General features: G+C 45.4%; 18 protein-coding genes. 12 read left to right on the top strand and 6 right to left on the bottom strand.

Features of this window, described 5'->3' with window-relative positions; translation table 11 throughout:
- Positions 1–93 precede the first annotated feature (93 nt).
- Positions 94–264, top strand: a complete 171-nt coding sequence (gene psb34 / locus AC6RV6_RS17725) for a photosystem II assembly protein Psb34 (RefSeq protein WP_500242202.1) — start codon at positions 94–96, stop codon at positions 262–264.
- A gap of 246 nt (positions 265–510) precedes the next feature.
- Here the strand turns inward: psb34 and glgB are convergent, their stop codons facing one another.
- On the bottom strand, positions 511–2,823 hold the full coding sequence (gene glgB / locus AC6RV6_RS17720) for a 1,4-alpha-glucan branching enzyme (RefSeq protein ID WP_500242201.1): 2,313 nt from the start codon (positions 2,821–2,823) through the stop codon (positions 511–513).
- A 337-nt stretch (positions 2,824–3,160) separates the two neighbouring features.
- Here glgB and AC6RV6_RS17715 point away from each other — a divergent pair, with 337 nt between their 5' ends.
- From AC6RV6_RS17715 to AC6RV6_RS17685, 7 genes are all read left to right on the top strand, one after another.
- The gene (locus tag AC6RV6_RS17715) at positions 3,161–3,652 is read left to right on the top strand and encodes an FHA domain-containing protein (protein ID WP_500242200.1); all 492 of its coding nucleotides are present in this window, start codon (positions 3,161–3,163) and stop codon (positions 3,650–3,652) included.
- 128 nt (positions 3,653–3,780) lie between these two features.
- Complete coding sequence (glyA, locus tag AC6RV6_RS17710) at positions 3,781–5,076, top strand: serine hydroxymethyltransferase (protein WP_500242199.1); 1,296 nt, start codon at positions 3,781–3,783, stop codon at positions 5,074–5,076.
- A gap of 77 nt (positions 5,077–5,153) precedes the next feature.
- Positions 5,154–6,005 carry a methyltransferase domain-containing protein gene (locus AC6RV6_RS17705; RefSeq protein ID WP_500242198.1) on the top strand — a complete coding sequence of 284 codons (852 nt, stop codon included), beginning with the start codon at positions 5,154–5,156 and terminating at the stop codon, positions 6,003–6,005.
- Positions 6,006–6,051: 46 nt separating this feature from the next.
- Positions 6,052–6,867 carry a class I SAM-dependent DNA methyltransferase gene (locus tag AC6RV6_RS17700; protein WP_500242197.1) on the top strand — a complete coding sequence of 272 codons (816 nt, stop codon included), beginning with the start codon at positions 6,052–6,054 and terminating at the stop codon, positions 6,865–6,867.
- A gap of 32 nt (positions 6,868–6,899) precedes the next feature.
- Positions 6,900–8,234, top strand: a complete 1,335-nt coding sequence (locus tag AC6RV6_RS17695) for an aminotransferase class III-fold pyridoxal phosphate-dependent enzyme (protein ID WP_500242196.1) — start codon at positions 6,900–6,902, stop codon at positions 8,232–8,234.
- 22 nt (positions 8,235–8,256) lie between these two features.
- Positions 8,257–9,108 (top strand): NAD(P)-dependent oxidoreductase, encoded by an 852-nt coding sequence (locus tag AC6RV6_RS17690; RefSeq protein ID WP_500242195.1) that lies wholly within the window; start codon positions 8,257–8,259, stop codon positions 9,106–9,108.
- Positions 9,109–9,120: 12 nt separating this feature from the next.
- Positions 9,121–10,305: a TauD/TfdA family dioxygenase gene (locus AC6RV6_RS17685; RefSeq protein ID WP_500242194.1), complete on the top strand. Its 1,185-nt coding sequence runs from the start codon at positions 9,121–9,123 to the stop codon at positions 10,303–10,305.
- Here the strand turns inward: AC6RV6_RS17685 and AC6RV6_RS17680 are convergent.
- The 4 genes from AC6RV6_RS17680 to purU all read right to left on the bottom strand — a co-directional run bounded on the left by AC6RV6_RS17680 (position 10,289) and on the right by purU (position 16,625).
- Positions 10,289–10,933 (bottom strand): L-threonylcarbamoyladenylate synthase, encoded by a 645-nt coding sequence (locus AC6RV6_RS17680; protein WP_500242193.1) that lies wholly within the window; start codon positions 10,931–10,933, stop codon positions 10,289–10,291. The genes AC6RV6_RS17685 and AC6RV6_RS17680 overlap by 17 nt on opposite strands.
- Positions 10,934–11,007: 74 nt before the next feature.
- The gene (locus AC6RV6_RS17675; RefSeq protein WP_500242192.1) at positions 11,008–11,982 is read right to left on the bottom strand and encodes a DMT family transporter; all 975 of its coding nucleotides are present in this window, start codon (positions 11,980–11,982) and stop codon (positions 11,008–11,010) included.
- Positions 11,983–12,055: 73 nt separating this feature from the next.
- Entirely contained in the window at positions 12,056–15,298 is a 3,243-nt protein-coding gene (locus AC6RV6_RS17670; protein WP_500242191.1) for a pentapeptide repeat-containing protein, read from the bottom strand.
- A gap of 469 nt (positions 15,299–15,767) precedes the next feature.
- Positions 15,768–16,625, bottom strand: a complete 858-nt coding sequence (gene purU, locus AC6RV6_RS17665; RefSeq protein ID WP_500242190.1) for a formyltetrahydrofolate deformylase — start codon at positions 16,623–16,625, stop codon at positions 15,768–15,770.
- A gap of 175 nt (positions 16,626–16,800) precedes the next feature.
- Here purU and AC6RV6_RS17660 point away from each other — a divergent pair, with 175 nt between their 5' ends.
- Positions 16,801–17,094: a Dabb family protein gene (locus AC6RV6_RS17660; protein WP_500242189.1), complete on the top strand. Its 294-nt coding sequence runs from the start codon at positions 16,801–16,803 to the stop codon at positions 17,092–17,094.
- Positions 17,095–17,099: 5 nt separating this feature from the next.
- On the opposite strand, the gene AC6RV6_RS17655 is transcribed toward AC6RV6_RS17660, so the two are convergent.
- The gene (locus AC6RV6_RS17655; RefSeq protein WP_500242188.1) at positions 17,100–17,648 is read right to left on the bottom strand and encodes a zf-TFIIB domain-containing protein; all 549 of its coding nucleotides are present in this window, start codon (positions 17,646–17,648) and stop codon (positions 17,100–17,102) included.
- Positions 17,649–17,811: 163 nt separating this feature from the next.
- Between AC6RV6_RS17655 and AC6RV6_RS17650 the strand changes: the two genes are divergently transcribed.
- The 3 genes from AC6RV6_RS17650 (at position 17,812) to AC6RV6_RS17640 (ending at position 20,238) form a co-directional block, all read left to right on the top strand.
- Positions 17,812–18,882, top strand: coding sequence for a glycosyltransferase family 4 protein (locus AC6RV6_RS17650; RefSeq protein ID WP_500242187.1), 1,071 nt, complete (start codon positions 17,812–17,814; stop codon positions 18,880–18,882).
- Between the two features lie 79 nt (positions 18,883–18,961).
- Entirely contained in the window at positions 18,962–19,384 is a 423-nt protein-coding gene (locus AC6RV6_RS17645; protein ID WP_500242186.1) for a BlaI/MecI/CopY family transcriptional regulator, read from the top strand.
- Positions 19,384–20,238, top strand: coding sequence for a M56 family metallopeptidase (locus tag AC6RV6_RS17640; protein ID WP_500242185.1), 855 nt, complete (start codon positions 19,384–19,386; stop codon positions 20,236–20,238). The genes AC6RV6_RS17645 and AC6RV6_RS17640 overlap by 1 nt, the downstream gene beginning before the upstream one ends.
- The last annotated feature ends 8 nt before the right edge of the window (positions 20,239–20,246 follow it).

The raw sequence follows: 20,246 nt of genomic DNA, 5'->3' as shown, positions 1-20,246 counted from the left end.
GGAACTTTATTTCTTGTTGCTTTAAGCATCAGTTAAGTTTTTAATTTCTCGCAGCATATATTTACCAAAAGCAACACAATCGGAGATATTCAAATGTATACCACCACCAACGAAAACGGCATTCTCAACAACTACTCCAACGAACCGGAAATGTACTATGCCGAGTACCCCAGTCCCGAACAGCAACAACGCTACTCTCTCTTAGGCGGCATCGCCTTTCTCTTCGTCGGAACTTTATTTCTTGTTGCTTTAAGCATCAGTTAAGTTTTTAATTTCTCGCAGCGCAATTTCCAAGGGCATTTCTGCCCTTTTTTTATTGAAAGTGCGATCGCAGTCGTAGGTTATACCAAATTCTTTAAACACTAACCACAGATCGCAAGATTCAAAATCAATAATTTTAAAGAGAAATGATCTGACCCAAAACAGAGAGTTGCTTTTTGTATTAGGAGTAGTAAAGTTCGCGATCGCCGTAGCGATCGCGAGTCATCCCCGTCTAATCAAATCCAGTCATTAATTCTCCTCAGCTTCAACATCAACCGCCTTTTGTTCGATCGCGGCGGCTGTTTTCTGCCGATCTAACTTAAAGTAGAGAACCCCCAAAGGCGGCAAACACAAATCTAGAGAATAAGGCTTATCGTGGAACGACCATTCCTCCGCCCATTTACCGCCTAAATTCCCCATATTGCTGCCGCCATACTTCCCAGCATCACTGTTAAACAACTCCGTATAATATCCTTCCTCATAAACGCCAATACGATAATGGCTGTGAGGTTGCGGAGTAAAGTTGCAAACGCAGATGAGATAATCTTCGGGATCGCGACTGCGACGGATGAAGGAAACAACGCTATGACGACTATCGCTGCAATCGATCCATTCAAAACCCTCTTCCTCGTAATCCTTCTGATACAAAGCTGGCTGGCTCTTGTACATGGCATTGGCATCACAGAAAAACCGTTTGAGTTTTTGGTGAGGCTCGTGTTGCAACAGATGCCAATCCAGATCCCCCCAAATATCCCACTCATCCCACTGACCGAACTCCATGCTCATAAACATAGTTTTCTTACCGGGGTGAGCGAACATATAAGAAAATAGAGCGCGGACGTTGGCAAACTTTTGCCACTCATCCCCCGGCATCTTGCCGAGAGTGCTGCTCTTACAATGAACGACCTCATCGTGAGACAGCGCCAACATATAGTTCTCGCTGTGGTTGTACCACATACTGAAAGTGATATTGTTCTGATGGAATTGGCGGAACCACGGATCCATGTTGAAATAATCCAACATATCGTGCATCCAACCCATATTCCATTTCAGGTTGAAACCCAACCCTCCCACATAAGTCGGCCAAGACACCATCGGCCAGTCCGTGGACTCTTCTGCAATGGAGAGAATACCGGGATAGTAGCTGTAGAGAACGCTGTTCACCTGACAGATAAAATCTCGCGCTTCGAGGTGTTCGTGACCGCCGTATTTATTCGCCGTCCATTCGCCATCCTTCCGGAAATAGTTGCGATAGAGCATTGAGGCGACTGCATCCACTCGAATTCCGTCGATATGGTATTTATCGAACCAGAATAGGGCATTGGAAACGAGGAAATTGCGAACTTCATTACGTCCATAATTAAAAACGAGAGTTCCCCATTCCTTATGTTCCCCAATACGGGGATCTTCGTATTCGTAGAGGTGGGTGCCATCAAAACGAGCGAGGCCGTGACCGTCTTTGGGGAAGTGACCGGGAACCCAGTCCACCAAGACTCCAATGCCATTTTTATGACACTCATCGACAAAATACATGAAATCTTCTGGGGAACCATAACGAGAAGTGGGTGCAAAATATCCCGTTACTTGATAGCCCCAAGAGCCATCAAAAGGATGTTCGGCAACAGGAAGCAGTTCAATGTGAGTGTAGCCCAACTCTTTCACGTAAGGAATGAGACGTTGGGATAGCTCGTAATAGGTCAGGTATCGCGCTCCTTCCTTCTGTTCGTTTGCTTGAATGGAAGGACCTTCTCCCTCGAGATAGCGAGCGGGATGTTTCATGGCTTCGTGCATCCAAGATCCCAAATGAACTTCATAGACCGAAATGGGTTCGTTTAGAGTATCGGCATTGCGGCGCTTTTCCATCCAGTCTGCATCGTTCCACTGATAACGATCTAAGTCAGCCACTATCGAAGCGGTTTTGGGTCTGACTTCTTGCCAAAAACCATAGGGATCGCTCTTTTCGTAGATATGTCCGTCCCAGTTTTTGATTTCGTATTTGTAATGGTCGCCGGCTTTTAAGCCCGGAATAAAGATATCCCACGTCCCGCCATCGAGTTTCCGCATCTGATGATAGCGACCGTCCCACTTGTTAAAGTCTCCTAACACGGAAACGTTACGACTATTGGGAGCCCAAACCGAAAAATAAACGCCTTTGATGCCATTTTGTTCCATGGGATGTGCTCCCATCTTTTCGTAAACGCGGTGATGGTTGCCTTCGCCAAAGAGGTGCAAGTCCAAACCGGTCAGAACTGGAGATTTAAAGGCGTAGGGGTCGTGAATGACGCGCTCGTGTCCTCCTTCGTGAATGCGGAGTTGATAATGAGATAGTTCTTCGGTGTCGATTTTGCACTCGAAAAAATTGGGGTGATGAACTGCCTGCATGAGATATTCTTGGCGCTCGTCGGGGCAAATCACCCAAGCTTTTTCTGCGTTGGGGAGATAGGCGCGGACAACCCAACTTTGCACTTTCCCGTTTTGTTCGAGGGGATGGGGTCCGAGGACTTCAAAGGGGTCTTGATGCTGATTCCAAACGATTTTGTTAACTTGTTCTGGGGCAATCATGTTGGCTTCTATAATAAGGGCTGTTTATCTCAAAGGAGTCGGGTTGGTCGAGAACGCCTTTTGTTTCGATGTTTATTAATATATTGTAATATTTCGACAATTTGCGAAAATTCTCGAATTTTGACTGGATAAAGAGAAATCGGTGCGATCGCATCTCTATTTTCTGCAAGGGTAAAATTTAAGGGAAAGGGGAGTGCGATCGCGCCTTCTTCAGGAGAAAGCTGTATTTTTCCTCTGTGAGTTCAACTCCCGAACGGTTGCTTCGATGCTAGTCTTTAAAAGGGTGTTTATCGTCTATTAGCCGCCCATTATTCAGTTATCGTTCTGGGGAAATGCGGTGATCGTCATAACCTTGTTGCATCCTAGTAAATCTGCCCCGGTTCAAAGTTGGGTGTTTGAGTCCGAGACAGACATTACCCTCGGGCGCGGAAGCAAAAATGATGTTGTTTTGTATAGTGCCGTGGTCTCTCGTCGCCACGCGAAGTTACAACAGATTGACGCGATCGCGGAACGGGATCTCGCTGCCGACAATTCCCATTGGGAAATCGTTAATTTTGGCGCGAATGGCACTTATGTTGATGGAAATGTACTGACAAAAGAAAGGGAAACGATTCCCGTCTATGATGGTACGATCGTGCGCCTTGGAGAAACCGGTCCGAGAATTCGCATTCGTCTCGGTGCAGTCGATCCCAGTACCCTCGGTAAAGTTGTCAGACGGCGGCCTATCTCTACACATTCCGAACCTTCCCCAGAACAAAAAGCGCGCAGTACATTTTTAAGAGCAAAGTCCGAATCTAAACCCCCTGATTCAACAACGAATGTTGAGTAAGCGCTTGAGAGTAACTTACTTTGTAAAGGTTGTTTATTAAAAAAATAAAAAGAAAGGTAGTGAAGCTATCAAGAGAGGTAATGATTTACAGTTAGATACTGTAAATTTGTTTCTACTTGAGTTACTTTATGAGTCACACTTCTTTATCTGAAGTCGATCCAGATGTTTTTGCTCTGGTCAATCGGGAAAACGAACGCCAAAGAAATAGTCTTGAGTTAACTGCGGCTGCGAACTTTGTCAGTCAGGCTATTTTGGAAGCAACGGGATCGATTTTCACGAATAAGGTAGCAGAAGGATATCCCGGTCGTCGCTATTTTAGCGGTTGCGAGAATATTGATAAATTAGAAAACTTAGCGATCGCCCGGGCCAAGGAATTATTTGGGGCGGCTCACGCTAATCTCGAACCCTATACGGGGTCGCAAGCGAATCAAGCGGTTTATCTTGCCGTTCTCAAACCGGGCGATCGCATCCTCGGAATGTCTCTCGGTCATGGAGGACATCTCAGCCACGGGGCAAAATTCACCATGACAGGAAAGCAATATGACTGTCATTTTTACCAAGTCGATCCCGAAACAGAACGTCTTGACTACGATCGCATTCTCACTCAAGCCCAAGAAATTCAGCCTCAACTCATCATCGCCGGGGCGAGTTCCTATCCTCGCAAGATTGATTTCCAACGCTTTCGGGAAATTGCAGATGAGGTAGGTGCGTTGTTGTTAGCGGATATTGCTCATATTGTCGGCTTAGTGGCCACCGGATTGCATCCTTCTCCCCTTCCTTATGCTCACTTTGTCACCACCAGTACCCAGAAAACCTTACGCGGCCCCCGTAGCGGCATGATTCTGCTGGGGGAACACTCCGCCGCAAAATTTGCTCGCAAGATCGATAGTGCAGTCTTTCCGGGGATGCAAGGAGCCGTTCACGTTCATGCGATCGCCGCTAAAGCCGTGATGCTCAAAGAAGCCATGTCCCCAGAGTTTACCCTCTATCAACGTCAAACTCTAGAGAATTGTCAAATCTTAGCAGAAAATCTCACAGCACAAGGATTTCGCCTTGTTTCGGGAGGGACAGATAACCATCTCATGCTCATCGATCTAAGTCCTCAAGGGATTACCGGGAAAGAAGCCGAAGAGCGCCTTGCTCATGTGGGTATTACCGTCAACAAAAATTTACTACCCTACGATACTCAAAAACCGACAGTCTGTAGCGGCATTCGGGTAGGGACTGCCGCACTAACAACCCGAGGTTTTACAGGTCAAGAAATATTGAGCATTGCCGATCTTTTCGCTAAAGTATTGCAAAACGAACCGACCCTTAGCACGATCGCAGAGGTTCGCGAAGAAGTTGCTCGCTTGTGTCGCCTTCATCCTCACATCGATTCAATTTATCCAGAAGATGAAGCAAGATTCACCCTTGAATCGTAGTACCAACTTCACAGTTAATTCTTTTTCTTAATAACCAACGATCCGTACATTTTGAATATTAAGGTACAAGTATTTCCATGACCGCAACAGCCAATCCCGATCGCGCCACAGAACGCGCCAGAGTCCATTATAACAGCGAAAATGCTCGTTATCTCTATGAAATTGCCATTGGCAGCGATACCTTAAATTTGGGGTCTTATGAGGACGATCCCGATCGCCCGATCGCCGATGCCATGGCAAAAACCACAGAATGGATGGCAACGCAAGTCCAGCATCTCAACGCCGATTTTCGCGCTCTTGACCTCGGCTCGGGTTACGGACCGGCAGCCCGGCATTTAGCCAAAAAATATGGCTGTCACGTCACTTGTCTCAATATTAGTGAAGAGCAAAATCAGGAAAATGAGCGGCGCAATCGCGAACAGAATTTAGACAGTCTCATCGAAATTATCCCGGGCAACTTTAAAGCAATTCCTTGTGAGGATGCTCGTTTTGACCTCGTTTGGTCTCAAGATGCTCTCTTCCACACCGACGGGCAAGATCGAGTCATGGAAGAAGCCTATCGAGTCCTCAAACCGGGCGGACAACTCCTCTTTATGGATATTCTCCAAGCAGATGATTGTCCCGATGGCGCATTGCAAGATTCTTTGGGACGAGTCAACATTCATCACCAACGGATCGGATCGTTCCAATCCTATCAGACGAAAGCAGAAAGTTTGGGTTTTGAAACGCTAAATATTATCGATAAATCCGAGCAGTTATGTCTTCATTACACCAAATTGAGAGACTCTGTAGTGACTCATTATGAGGAACTCAGTCAAAAATGCACGGCCGAGTTTTTAGAAGGTACGAAAAAGGGCTTGTATCAATGGGTAGAATCGGCGGAAAAAGGTCTGTTTAAATGGGGATTATTCCATTTTCGCCGTCCTTAAGATTGTAAAAAGCCGATTGCATTGTTTCGAGGAATAAACATTAAGTATGAATGCTGAAAAAATTGTTCAAATTCATGACGATCTTAAATATCAATATAATAACGATATTGCGGACATCTTTGAAGACTACCTACAGACAGATTATCGAAGAGCAGCAGTAGATTTGTTTGTGGCAGCTATTGGTAATGTGAAAGATCAACGTATTCTCGAGATATCTTGCGGAACTGGACCCATCGCACGAAGACTCAAACAGATTTGTCCATCGGCGAAAGTAGTTGGCAGCGATATTAGCAGTGGGATGATTGCTAAGGCAAAAGAAATTGAAAGGGCGGCCTCCTTGGGAATTCAATATGTTCTCAAGGATGCAATAACTCAAGGATGCGTCGATGGCGGCAACTTCGATGTTATAGTTGCCCATTGCTTATTCTGCTATGCCAAAGACAAGACAGAACTGAAAAGTATGGCACAAAACGCTTATGATAACCTCTGCCTTGGAGGTCGTTTGGTTTTTGCGGTCAATAATGACTTATGGACTCGAACCAGTATAAAACGTCCCTACAGAGCGGGGGTTTCGATCTTTCAGACTCCAACGAGCGGTCGCGACCCGGCCGACACTCAAGAGAGCGAACAGTGCATCTGTCGGGTGGAACTGCCAGATGGACGGAGGGAAAGCTCTTGGCATTATCACTGGGAAGAGCAGACCTGCATGCAAATATTGGAAAGCGTCGGGTTTTCTCGAGTTGTCCGAGAACCTTTTACACTGGAACTTGTATCGACTTCTAAGCGGTTCGATCCCGGGTATACCTCCTTTGTGGATTTTCCCTTCTCGACGATTCTCCGTGCATGGCGACCAGAACATTGAAATCAAACTATTGCTTGAGTGCGGGGTAAATAATGAACAATCAAGAAATTGTTAAAATTCATCGCGATCGCGTCTTTTTCTCTTGGGTTCCCCAACAAAATGTCAAAAATCCGATTGTTATGGATCGGGCAGAAGGGGTGTATTTTTGGGACAAAGACGGCAAGCGCTACTTGGATTTTTCCAGTCAGTACGTCAATATGAACATTGGCCACGCTCACCCCAAAGTGGTTGCGGCCATTAAAGATCAAGCCGATCGCCTTGCCTTCGCTCATCCGGGGACAGCCACGGAAATTCGTGCAGCCACCGCCGCTAAATTAGCAGAAATTACCCCGGGAGATTTGAGCAAAGTCTTCTTTACCCTGAGCGGTGCCGAAGCGATCGATAATGCCATTAAAATCGCCAGAATGTATACGGGACGACAGAAAATTGTCACCCGCTATCGCAGCTATCACGGGGCGACCCTCGGGGCGGCCATTGCTGGGGGAGACCCGAGACGGTGGCCCCACGAACCGACCATTAGCGGCATCGTGCGAGTTCACGATCCCTACGCTTATCGCTGTCCCTTCGGTTACGCACCCGAAGGAAATCCCCAAGTTTATATCGATCATGTCATTCAAACCATTGAGTTTGAGGGGCCGGAAAATGTCGCCGCGATCCTGATGGAGACGATTACCGGATTCAACGGCGCAATTATTCCCCCCGATGGCTATTGGCAGGCTTTACGGGAGTATGCCGATCGCCACGGAATCTTACTCATTTGCGACGAAGTGATTGCAGGGTTTGGTCGCACGGGGAAAATGTTTGCGATCGAACATTATGGAGTCGTTCCCGATATTATGGCAATGGCAAAAGGCCTCACCTGTGGCTATGTTCCTATGGGTGCGGTCATGGTTCGTCAACCCATTGCCGATTACTTTGAAACCCATGCTTTTGCCTGTGGCTTAACCTTTAGCGGCAATCCTTTGGGTTGCGCGACGGCTTTAGCAACCATGCAGGTGTATGAGGAAGAGAATCTGGTCGAAAATAGCCGGATAATGGGCGATCGCATGGCGGAAAAAATGCAGGAGATGAAACGCAAACATCCCTCCGTTGGAGATGTTCGCAGCTTGGGACTTTATGGCGCGATCGAATGCGTCAAGAACCGAGAAACGCGAGAACCCTTGGCACCGTGGAACGCTAAACCCGAGGAAATGCAGGTGATGGGTAAAGTCGCCGCTCGTCTGCGAGAATTGGGGTTACATGGTCTCGTGCGCTGGAATCTCGTGTTTGTTTCTCCGCCACTGTGTATCAATGAGGAACAGCTTGAAGAAGGGTTTGCCATCATTGATGAGGCATTAAATATTACCGATGAAGCCTACGAAGGCTGATATTAATTAGCAGAGAGTTCTCATGAAAATTGGCTTTATTGGTTTAGGAAATATGGGGAGTGGCATGGTTGCCAATTTACTCCAGAATGGGTTTGTTGTTGCCGTACACGACATCCAACCCGAAAAAGCAGAAACCTTAATTGCAGCCGGAGCAATTTGGCGCAACTCTCTCCCAGAGGTTGTCAAGGATGTAGATGTTGTCATGACCAGTCTTCCCGGACCGAAACAGTTAGACGCTGTGATGTTGGGGGATGCAGGGGTTATCGCTCATGCTCGTCCCGGTACAATTTGGCTCGATACGGGAACGAATTCCGTTGACATTATGGACAGGATTTCCGCCTTGGCTGAAAAACAGGAAATTTCTGCCATTGCTGCTCCGGTTTCTGGGGGAGCAACAGGCGCTCAAAATGGTACGCTTTCGATGTTTGTCGGGGGAGATGCGGAAATTTTTGTCCAAATTGAGGGGATATTGCAAGCGATCGGCTCGCAAATTTATTATGTTGGCTCTCTTTCCCAAGCGATTTTGGCGAAGTTGTTGATTAATTATCTTTGTTTTATCAATACTAAGGCTCTCGGAGAGGTCTTATCTTTGGGAAGCGAAGCGGGTATCGATGCCAAACAACTCACGGGTATGATTCAAGCGGGTTCGGGGAGTAGCTGGGTTGCAGAAAAGTTGCTGCCTTCGATTTTAGAGGGGAATCCCGGCCCGGCATTTACGTTGAATTTGGCTCATAAAGATGCCTGTTTGATTGATGAACTCAATACGACTTTTAAGACTCCCCTCGAATTCTCCGAGAGACTGTGTGAATTGTTGCAACAGGCTTGCGAGACTTATGGGGGAGAGCAAAGTTTTACGCAGATGATGAATTTGTAGCAGAAAGAAACAATGAATGAGAGTAACTCGGCGATCGCACTTTCTCAAAGAGAGAAAATTGCTCGAGTCCAAAGCGATCGGGAAAAACTATTGGTCTATTGGAGTGATGGTCATTGCAGTACCTTTCACTATCTTTGGCTGCGAGATAACTGTTACTGCCCTGCTTGTGGCGATCCCAGACGAGGGGAAAAGTACATTCGCCTCGTTGATATTCCGGTGGATATCGAACCGCGATCGGTTGATTGGCATCAGGGTAATGTCCTAGAAATTCACTGGAAACCCAATAATCATAAAAGTGTTTACGATGCTGGTTGGTTGCGTCAGCACTGCTATTCTGCACAGGAAAGAGTACATCGCCAACACCGGCACATTCTTTGGGATCGAGATATTTCAGCCAATCTACCGCAGGTTACTGGCAAAGAGGTTCAGAATGGGGACGGGGGGATGCTGCAATTACTCAAACATCTGAGAGATTATGGTATTTGTTTTGTGCGTAATTTGTCCCCCGATCCGGGTCAATTAGAATCCTTTGCTCAGTTATTTGGTCCCCTGTTGGAGACGAATTATGGGCGTATTTTTGAGATTATTGCCGATCTAAAAGAGAGTCAAAAAAGTGTTGCGAATTCGAGTAGAGATTTGCTTCCGCACACGGATGATGCTTATCAAGATGCCCCCCCGGGAATTATTTTTTTCCATTGTCTGATGGCAAGAGAGGAGGGTGGCGGTCAGTCTATTTTTGTGGATGGTTTTCGTATCGCTGAGGAACTACGTCTGCAAGATGCGGCGGCATTTGAGCTACTCTGTCGGTATGAGGTTTCTTTCCGCAAATATTACCGCGATCGCATCGATATGCGATCGCGTTATCCGATTTTCAGTCTCGATAGTTGCGGTCATTTACAATCAGTTCGCATTAATAATCTCTTTGCGGCTCCTTTGGATTTACCCGAGGCAGCGATCGCGCCGTTTTATGCAGCTTACCGAAAACTAATGCAGCTTTATACCGATACGAGGTTTGGGTTGCAATATAGCCTGCAACCCGGGGATCTCGTCATGTTTGATAATTCTCGCATTCTCCACGGACGCAGTGCGATCGCCAAGCAAAACCAATATCGCCATCTGCGCTACTGTTCTGTAGATCGCGACTATTTTCGGAGTTTGTATCGGCTGCTCGAGCAAAAACTCAGCGATCGGGAATAGGTTTTAAATCAGGAATTGCTTGACGGAGTTTGGTAAAAGACCAAGCCCCCTCACGCAAAAGTTGAGCCGGCGATCCCGTAAAATCAACGAGAGTAGAAGGCTGTTGTTCGGGATTGGGTCCCCCATCCAAAACCAGTGGTACTCGTTCTCCCAATTGTGCGGCAACTTCTGAAGCCGTGTCTTGAGTTTTCATTCCTGATACATTAGCACTGGTCACGGCGAGGGGATGACCGACTCGACGGACTAATTCTAAACAGAGTGGATGATTGGGAATTCTCACCGCAACGGTATCTTTACCGGATGTGACAAACAAAGGAACAATTTCCGTTTTTGGGAAAATTCCCGACATGGCTCCCGGCCAAATTTTGCGGAGGGATTCTAGGTTTTTTTCGGGGATTTCGCGGGTGACTTGTTGCAGTTGTGCAAAAGTGGCAACATAAATAATGAGGGGTTTATCGCGCGATCGCGATTTGACCTCAAAAATCTTTTTAATCCCTGATTCCTTCGCAATACTGGCTCCAATTCCATAAATTGTATCGGTGGGAAAGACAACAACATCCCCTTGTTTTAGCAAAGTAACGGCTTGGTCGATCGCGATTTCACTCTCTATTGATAAAATTTGCGTCATAATTCTTTTTTCGATCTCAATTGTTAGAATCGTCTCGATTATTTTATCCGATATAAACTCGAAATAAAAATGATTTAATTTTCCTCTAAACTTTGCTCTTCTTTGATTTTTACTTCACTCTGACTCAGTGTTGCCAAGTATACGCCAAGCAAAATCAAAATGAATGCCAAGATATTAAATAAACTTAATGTTTCTGATAAGATTTCCCAAGCTAGAAATGCTGTCAGTGCGGGATGGAGAAGTAAAATCGTGGCGACTAATCCTGAAGATAATTTTTGTAGACTATATGTTAATAAAAATTTAGCAAAAATTTCAATTGTTCCCATGACCATCACAATGAGCCAGACTCCTCCAGAGTGAGGAAACAAGTCATCACCCATAATTATTAAAATCGGGAATAAGAGAATAGTTTTTAACGGGAAAGTCCATGTTGTGATAGTGTTGATGCTTAATTGAGTTTCTAGTTTTTCTAAAACTAATATATAGCCTCCCCACAACAGAGCAGAAATTAAGGCTAATCCATCGCCTTGTAATTGGTCGAGAGAAATAGAGAAATCATGGGCAGTGAGGGCAATCGAGCCACAAATTGCGATCGCCATTCCAAGCAGAAATTGGCGATCGAACTTCTGACCCAAGAATATCGCTCCAACTAAGGTAATAAACAAGGGAGTTAAACTGTGTAAAACTTCCGAGTTAGCCGCACTGGTTTGCGTTAATGACCAAGCATAAAGGAGTTGTTGACTGACAGAAAAGACTCCAAGCAGGAGCAAAAGTAATAATACATTTCGCTTCCGAGGAAAATTAAGAGCAAGAGAATGTCCAGACCCTTTCTTTTTGAGATTCCAGATTCCATTTCCAGAGAGCAACATTGTCCCTGCGATCCAAGAACGATTGAATACTATAGTATTGGCATCAATTTCATGTTCGCCAATTTTAATTAAAATCGGCACGCAAGCAAAGATAATTAAGACTGGAAATAAAGCGGCTAAGGCTATTACCATTTGCTTTCTGAGCATTAATGGCGATGTTAATTCTAATTGTTCGGTCACAGTGACATTCAGTGAAGACGATTGTTAAAAACGGCCAAGTAATGATAGTCAAGTAATGATAGCCAAGTAGGGATTAAAGCGCGATCGTTTCATCGTCGTTTCCGCCATCCAGTAACTCATCAAGCATTGATAAGTCCGCGACGGGGGCTTCTGGTTCTTGGACGGTGTCATCATTACTATTAGCTGTGGGAGGATAATCCCCAGCAATCACCGTATCATCTTCACTACCAATATTCATGAGAGAATTTTCTGGGGCCGCAAGGGTATCATCTTCATTACCAACATAGGCAACTTTGGATTGAGGCTCGGCAAGGGTCGGAGCATTAGGACTCATGGCAATATCCGCCGCCCTCGGTTCATTCCATTCGCTCGGGAGGAGGGGCTGGCCTTCAGCAATTTCGATCTGAACTTGGGCTTCGGAGTCGGGATAGCCCATTTCATGAGCCAAGAGTTCGGATGTTAGGGTTTGGCTATAATCGTGAAATTCCTGTCGAGAAAAGAAAGCGTTATTTTCTTTAGCTTGACGAACTTGTACGTCGTCTAATTCGACTCCCGATAAACAGGCTTTATGCAGGTTTGTTCCTTCTAAATTTGCACCTTTCAAATTGGCACCAGTGAGATCGGCCTCTTCTAAATTAACTTGACTTAAGTTACAGTGGGCAAGATTGGCATCGGCGAGGGTGGCTCGATGGAGATTTGCTCCCGAGAGATTGGCTCGGGTCAGGTTGGCACGACTGAGATCCGCTAGAGTGAGATCGGCTTCTGATAAATTTACTTCACATAATACTGCACCGCTTAAATAGGCTCCAATGAGTTGCCCTTCTTGTAAATTGCTCCGCGTCCAAAAGTAATTGGGAGATAAAGCCTCAATGCGAACGATCGCACGCCAAAGGCGATCGGCTTCAAAGGTTTCGGGATAGTCGGGTTTGCCGCAAGGATAAAAAGGCAGGTTTATACGACGGGCGATCGCACTCAAGAGCAGAAAAACATTGAGTCCGACCGCCGCATCGATTTGATTGACGTTGAGGGGGTTCGCTAAGGTTTGCAGGCGCTCTCGGGTTTGTTGAGGGAGTCCTTCATCCAACCAACGCCCTTGACAAAAAGATTGATAAAACAAATACAGGCGATCGAAGAGAAGTGCGAAATAATAGTCTCGTTGCTGCTTTTTGCGATCGCGAAACAAACATTCTACGATGAGGGTTTCAATCGATCGTGATAAAACCCCATAGCCCAACCAAGTATAAAGATGCTCGGCGATCGCTCTCGGAGAGTCTAAGAGTGCTGTTTCTTCGCCATAGCGATCGCGTTGTTTTTGGGTCAGTACGCGCAACAGTTTGGCCAGTGCCGAAGCCATCAAATAATCCCCCAAACTGTCATGGGAAAAAGTAATGGCAGAGAGGGATTTATTAAAAGCAAAAAATAAAGGATGAAGGCTTGAAGCGGGAGAATAAAAATCGATGACTTGTTCTTCATTTTCTGTCTCGAGGGTCGAGAGCGCGCGGTTGCCCGTTTGTAGGAGTGCGAGAGCCAACTCTTCTAAAGGATGAAGATGGGTTAACGGATGAACGATAAAAGATAAATGTTTATTTTTGTCATCTTTCCTTCTCCTCTCTCCCATTGATAACTGCTCATTGCTCATTGATAATTGAAACAGTTCTTCGTACATTTCAAAGCGAGCGCGAGCAGGCTTTTTCTCGAAGAGTTCTGGGGATAATTTGCCATCCCGATGCAATAAACCCAGTAAGAATAAAGTTAAGGGAAGATGGGCGAGTTTGGCATTTTCTAAAACTTCCTGTCGTCGGTGAAACAGTCCTTTTTCTTTCAAACAGCGAAAATAGCGGTAGGAAATTCCTTGGGATTGTAATTTCGACCATTGCTTGAACCATTGTTTGAGGGCTTCGCGCTCGAAAGGTGCAAGGCGAATGCGCTGCAAGTGACTGTGCAACGGGAAAAGATTGCCCAAGCGATCGCTGCGAATGGTGGCATCTAAGACCGTTGAGGAGGTCGCGAGGACAATTTTATGGCGAATGGGTTCTTTACCGTGTAAAACTCGCAAATGAAAGGTGAGAAGTTGTTCGAGAAAAGCGCGAACTTGCCAGATGCGCCGAGGCGATCGCGGCAATTTATCCAATCCATCTAAAATCAACAGACAGGGAGGGGCATCGGGGGAGAGCCAGCCGTCCCATTGTTGAAAGCGTCCGAGGGGGAAGGCACTATCAAGGGTTTCCCAGAGGGTTTGCCCCAAACGGGCGGACTGTAAGGGGATAATAATGGGCAGCCAATTGGGATAGACTTCTCGTGCTAGTCGTGCCGCCCACATCCGACAAAAACTGGTTTTGCCGCTTCCGGTTTCTCCTTCAATCACGGCGATAGTTTCGCGATCGCTCAGTTGAGTATCGGCCCAAGTTTCTAGATCGAGGGTCGTTTCTTCTTGGGAAGCAACACCTTCTCGGACGACAATTCCTTGCAGGGGAATATAAATATCGGGGAGAGAAAATAATTCTCCCAATAAGGGTTCGTTTAAAGTTGTCGAGAGTTGCGCCCGATAATATTCTCGTTGGGGATTGAGCTTCTCGAGTTTTTCGCTCGTTTTTGCTGAATTTCCGCGCCCATTTTGCTCGTGGGGAACATTGCGAGGGCGGCCTAACCCAACAAAAGTATGAAGGGGAGACAAGGCGGCTGCATTTTCCGCGACGACGGTGAGGAGATGTCCGGGTAAGCTGCGGGTTAAGCGATGCACGAGGAAAGAAACCTCGCGATCGCTCGCCCCATTAGCTAATAACCACGCCCCGCAAACTCGATTCATTTGTTTGACTAAAAATGACTCTGCCAAGGTGGAAAGGGCCTGCTCTGCCTGAGATTCGCTCAGTTTTCCGGGGCGGAGAGTCTTCAGCAATCCTTGCAGGGCGGGATCGCTTAACGGTGCGTCGATCTCTTCCCCCAGAGAGACTTTAGCGCGACACAACCAAGCGCGGTTGGTACGAGATTCTTGCTCGAGCAGGACTTCGAGGGCATTGAGATAAGCCACTTGAAACGCCAACCACGTCCCTTCCGATCGCTTGAGGGGCTTTTTCTGTTGTAATAATTGCAGTAATTCTACGGTCAGGCGGGCGAGGGGGCGTGCTGTTGCCAAACTTCCCACTAAAGGGAGTTCTAAAACATCCGCCAGAGAACAAAGGGAAAAGGGAGTCAAGCTCTTGACTTCCATATCTCGGGCGATCCGAAATGCCACTGCAGAAACGCTGACTCCCGATAACAGGAGTTGTTTGAGGGGGATTTGGCGATCGCTTAGCCACTGTCGGAGGCTCAGACTCATGGGGGATTGACGGATGAAGGATGACGGATGCAAGAGAAAGGATGAATTTCTTCTCTCTTCCTATCTTATCTGACTAATAACTAATAACTGACTATTATTTTTTTAATTAATCTCTTCGAGCAGAATTGTTTGGAGTCAGTTGAGTTCATTAGAAGTCATAAAATAACGATTGTCAAATCCCCTTTCCTTTGGAGAGAGGAGAGAATAGCCCGCAACAGATACCCGAGGAAAGTCCTCATAGCGATGAATCGCGGGACTTGGGGAAATCCCAAGAGCGATCGCGAGCCTCATACCGTGTTTGCCGATCTTCTAAGTCTTGTTTTCTGCTGAATTTTTCTCTTTTTTTTGTGCAGAAAGTGAGGATGATTCAAGGGAAATGAAAGATTAGAACGTTTAGCAATGATGCGATTCTCTTCCGGAGATGCTACGCGAATAAGAATCAATCTTCGCTTTCCTTCTCTGAATTTTTCTAATCAAAAACAACCGTCCGATTACCATAAACTAAAACTCGATGCTGAAGATGCAAGCGGATTGCCTTAGCCAGTACAATCCTTTCTAAATCTTTTCCTTCTCGGATGAGATCTTTGACTTCATCTCGGTGTGATACTCTCACGACATTTTGTTCGATAATGGGTCCAGCATCTAAATTTTCGGTGACATAATGAGCCGTTGCACCAATAATTTTAACGCCTCTTGCATAAGCTTTATGATAAGGCTTTGCACCAATAAAAGCGGGTAAAAAGGAATGATGAATATTAATAATTTGCGGGAATTTCTGCATGAAATTTGGACTTAAAACCTGCATATACTTAGCTAAGATTGCCAGATCGATCTGGTATTCTGCAAGAATTTCTAATTGCTTGGCTTCTTGTTCGATTTTGTTTTCTTTGGTTATGGGAATATAGTAAAAATCAATACCAAATTGTTCGGCAATTGGGCGTAGTTTTTCATGATTACTAATAATCACTGAAATTTGTGCTGTAAATTCTTTTGCTTTTTGACGCAGGATCAGATCGTATAAACAATGATCTTGGCGACTCGCGAAAATCGCTAAACGAGGAACAATATCGGAAAAATGAAGTTCCCAATTCCCTTCTAAGGGTTGAGCGATCGCATTAAATGCAGTACCAATTAATTCTCGAGGTAAATTAAATCCTTCCAGTTGCCATTCAATACGGGATAAAAATAAGCCTGTGGTAAAATCAGTATGGTGATCTGCATGAACAATATTTCCCCCATTCGCATAAATAAAGTTGGCAATTTTAGCAACTAATCCTTGTCGATCGGGCAAAGAAATGAGTAAGGTCGCTGTTGCAGGGTCGGTCATTGCTTTAAGTTTAAGTCAATTCTAGATAACAAAATGCTTGGGACTGCACGCGCTTTATAAAACTTAGATTATCCTAGCAATTTCTGAAGCAGGGATTCGCATTCAATGGCGATCGCATTTCCCGAAATTCATTTTTAAGATAAAATTAGGCGAGCAACTTCAAGTCTTTGCAATAATGATCGAACATATTGTCCTGTTTCAATGGCAGGAAAATGCCTCTCCTGAAGCCATTACTGCCGCGATCGCGGGTTTGCAAGCCCTCAAAGGCAAAATTCCTGTGATTGTCGATCTTTCCTGCGGGGAAAACTTCTGCGATCGCGCTCGAGGCTATACTCATGGTTTAACGATCAGATTTCGCGATCGCGCCAGTTTAGAAGTCTATCAACCCCATCCCCTCCATCAAGATGTCGTCAACAAGTTAATTAAACCCATTGTTGCCGAAGTTTTGGCAGTCGATTACGAGTTTTAATGGGTTTACAACTCATAAGGATTATCATCGCTTAAAAAGGCAAGTAGTGTCATTGTTTCTGGCTGTTCTTGCAGCCATGACCGAATGCGTTGTGCTTCCTCATAAGTTTCTTTACCAAATTTATTAACATACATTGAATCCAACATTTCTCGAACTTCTTCATCACGAATTTTCTTTTGCCATGATTTCGTAAATATATAATGAACTTCATCGTGTAAATTGCGCTCTTTCAACGCATCCCACTCATTCTTATCAAACCAAACTCCATTGCAACTACTACAATGATCCAAAAAGAAATCAACCCCGTGACCGACTTTATATTTAATTAAAATTCGCTGGCATTGCGGACATAATTTTGCTTTAGTATTGTCCTTAATATCGAAAGACACTTCCGGCTCTTTTTGCGGAAGAGTATCGCCATGTTTATCTAACCATTGTTGATAGTCTTCTGAAGAAATCCAATTGCCTTCACATTGAGGACAATTCTTAGCGAGGAGATATTCTTCTAAATTAACGGATTGTAACGCTTGGGTTCTGCAAACTGGACATTTCATTTGGGTTTTCCTCAAAATAGGTCATATTGCTCAAACAGGACTTTGGGATTGTTGTTTCTGCCTTCTAGTATAAAAGAAGAAGAGGGCAAAAGAATCTTCTGAATTTTTGCCAAGTATTGATATGCTGTACGATGAAACAATCGCTCGAGAGGGATAAGCATTCGTGCTAGTTAATCTATCATTTCTCTTTTCCAAACCAACGGGAATCACAAACTATGCTCGCAATCTTTACCCCCATTTAAAATCTCTCGAACCGATTCTTTTGAGTGCCGAAGAAATTTCGGGATACGATTGCTATCCCATTCCGGGGAGTTTGACTCCAGAATATGGGACTCGCGGCCACATTTTACGGTTGTTGTGGACGCAATTTCGCCTGCCGGCAATTTATCGCAAACTGCGATCGCGCCTCCTCTTTTCCCCCGTCCCTGAAGCCCCACTTTACAGTCGGTGTCGCTTCATTGTTATGGTACACGACCTCATCCCCCTGCGTTTCCCCAATCGGAAATCGCGCCTCAACTATTATCACCGTTATGCTCTACCTAAAGTTGTTTCTCAAGCTCGACATATTATTTGTAATTCCGTCGCCACTGCCAACGATCTAATTGATTTTTGCGATATTTCTGCGAACAAAATTACTCCGATTCCTCTCGCTTACGATCGCCAAAATTTTCGCCCTCTCGAACTTATTCCCCGGCGCGGCCGTCCTTATTTCCTTTACTTGGGACGACAAGACCCCTATAAAAATATAGAACGCCTCCTACAAGCCTTTGCTGCACTGCCCAACTGTAAAGATTACGAATTGTGGCTGGCAGGACCCACAGACGAGCGTTATACCCCCCTCTGGCAAGAATTAGCACGGGAATTAGACGTGCGCGAAGAAGTTAAATTTATGGAATACGTCCCCTACGAAAAACTGCCGATTTTGCTCAATGGCGCGATCGCCCTTGTTTTCCCGTCACTGTGGGAAGGTTTTGGTTTACCCTTGTTAGAAGCAATGGCCTGCGGAACCGCCGTCATTACCTCCAATCTTTCTTCCCTTCCCGAAGTTACGGGAGAAGCAGCCCTCTTGGTCGATCCTTATGACATCGAAGAAATTGCGATCGCCATGAATACAATGGTTTCGGATCTTGCCCTCAGAGATAATTTAAGTGAATTAGGCTTACTGCGTGCCAGTGAATTTAGCTGGGCAAAAACAGGAGAAAGAACTGTCGAAGTTCTGCAACAATTCTTATAAGAGATGAGAAGAAAGGAAAACCTTGATAATTAGGAAGAATTCGTCAATAATTGATAACTGATAACTGATAACTGAAATAATGCTTCCACTACCCGATCGCCGTCCGAAAAAACTCTCTCTAGGCCCCCTAGAACAAGAAATTCTGCAAATTCTCTGGGATTTTAATTGTGCGACAGTCAAAGATATTCACGAGCGTATTTTAAGCGACCCCGATCGCGAATTAGCCTACACTTCTGTGACAACAGTTCTCTCGCGTTTGGAAAAGAAAGGTTGGGTCAAAAGCGAAAAGCGAGGCCGGGCATTTTATTGGACTCCGTTAGTTTCCTGTCAAGAAGCGAAAGTTTTGCATTCCCACGATCGCCTCAATAATTTTCTCGCCATCAGCAACCCCGATATTGTTGCCGCCTTTGCCGATAGTCTTGATGCTAGTAGCGTCGAACAAATCGAAGCGATCGCGTCTCGCTTGCGTGCAGTTCGTCAAAAGAGAGAGGAGAAAAAGTGATGCACTTATATTTGATTTTTATCGCTTTGAGTTGCGCCCTCGCCTTGCGTTTGAGTTGGCAAGGAAACTCGGAAACTTGGCGCAAGCGGTGGCATTCGGCATTATTCGCCTTTTTGTTACCTCCACTTTTATTATTAATGACTGCCGTGGCGATCATTTGTATGGGCGATGGTGGAGAAATGATCGGCATGGAAACGGGAAAATTGAGTTATTATCTCGCGATCGCTTATCTGGGTTTTGTTTTGTACTCCGGTTTACAAGGATTAAGAAACGCACAAAAGTCTCTCAAGGCCATTCATTCTTATCCAAAAATTACCTTACAAATCGAGCAGCAAAAATTCCCCGCACGCTTATTAGAAGATTCTGGATTATATAGCGCTCAAATTGGCTTTCTTCAACCCGAATTAGTAGTTAGTCAGGGTTTACTCGATAATCTCGATGGAGAGCATTTAGAAGCCGTTTTAACCCACGAACAAGCACACCTTTATTACCGCGATACTTTTGTTTTTTTCTGGCTGGGATGGTTGCGACGAGTAACTTTTTGCTTGCCCAATACAGAAGCCTTATGGCAAGAACTTTTAGCCTTGCGAGAATTACGTGCCGATCGCTTAGCTTGTCAAAAAGTTGATGGCTTAGTATTAGCAGAATCTTTATTGCTGACTGTCAGCGCTCCTTTCCGAGAGTTGGCAAGTCTGACCGCCGAATTTAACCATCCTTCCTCTTGCGATCGCTTGCAAGAAAGAGTCGATGCGCTCCTCTGTGAAACCGATCGCGACGTAAAATTGGCTTGGGTAGACTGGAGTGGATTTGCGATCGCTCTATTTCCCCTTATTTTCATCCCATTTCATTATTAATTGGTCAA

Source organism: Spirulina sp. LEGE 11439, from assembly GCF_059821285.1.
Note: the sequence above shows the minus strand (reverse complement) of the source record. Positions and strands in the feature narration are given on the sequence as shown.

Bases quoted from the DNA above. Each gene is read 5' to 3' on its own strand.
- psb34 (WP_500242202.1), top strand. From the start codon at position 94: ATGTATACCACCACCAACGAAAACGGCATTCTCAACAACTACTCCAAC.
- glgB (WP_500242201.1), bottom strand. From the start codon at position 2,823: ATGATTGCCCCAGAACAAGTTAACAAAATCGTTTGGAATCAGCATCAA.
- glyA (WP_500242199.1), top strand. From the start codon at position 3,781: ATGAGTCACACTTCTTTATCTGAAGTCGATCCAGATGTTTTTGCTCTG.
- AC6RV6_RS17705 (WP_500242198.1), top strand. From the start codon at position 5,154: ATGACCGCAACAGCCAATCCCGATCGCGCCACAGAACGCGCCAGAGTC.
- AC6RV6_RS17700 (WP_500242197.1), top strand. From the start codon at position 6,052: ATGAATGCTGAAAAAATTGTTCAAATTCATGACGATCTTAAATATCAA.
- AC6RV6_RS17695 (WP_500242196.1), top strand. From the start codon at position 6,900: ATGAACAATCAAGAAATTGTTAAAATTCATCGCGATCGCGTCTTTTTC.
- AC6RV6_RS17690 (WP_500242195.1), top strand. From the start codon at position 8,257: ATGAAAATTGGCTTTATTGGTTTAGGAAATATGGGGAGTGGCATGGTT.
- AC6RV6_RS17685 (WP_500242194.1), top strand. From the start codon at position 9,121: ATGAATGAGAGTAACTCGGCGATCGCACTTTCTCAAAGAGAGAAAATT.
- AC6RV6_RS17680 (WP_500242193.1), bottom strand. From the start codon at position 10,933: ATGACGCAAATTTTATCAATAGAGAGTGAAATCGCGATCGACCAAGCC.
- AC6RV6_RS17670 (WP_500242191.1), bottom strand. From the start codon at position 15,298: ATGAGTCTGAGCCTCCGACAGTGGCTAAGCGATCGCCAAATCCCCCTC.
- purU (WP_500242190.1), bottom strand. From the start codon at position 16,625: ATGACCGACCCTGCAACAGCGACCTTACTCATTTCTTTGCCCGATCGA.
- AC6RV6_RS17660 (WP_500242189.1), top strand. From the start codon at position 16,801: ATGATCGAACATATTGTCCTGTTTCAATGGCAGGAAAATGCCTCTCCT.
- AC6RV6_RS17655 (WP_500242188.1), bottom strand. From the start codon at position 17,648: ATGAAATGTCCAGTTTGCAGAACCCAAGCGTTACAATCCGTTAATTTA.
- AC6RV6_RS17645 (WP_500242186.1), top strand. From the start codon at position 18,962: ATGCTTCCACTACCCGATCGCCGTCCGAAAAAACTCTCTCTAGGCCCC.
- AC6RV6_RS17640 (WP_500242185.1), top strand. From the start codon at position 19,384: ATGCACTTATATTTGATTTTTATCGCTTTGAGTTGCGCCCTCGCCTTG.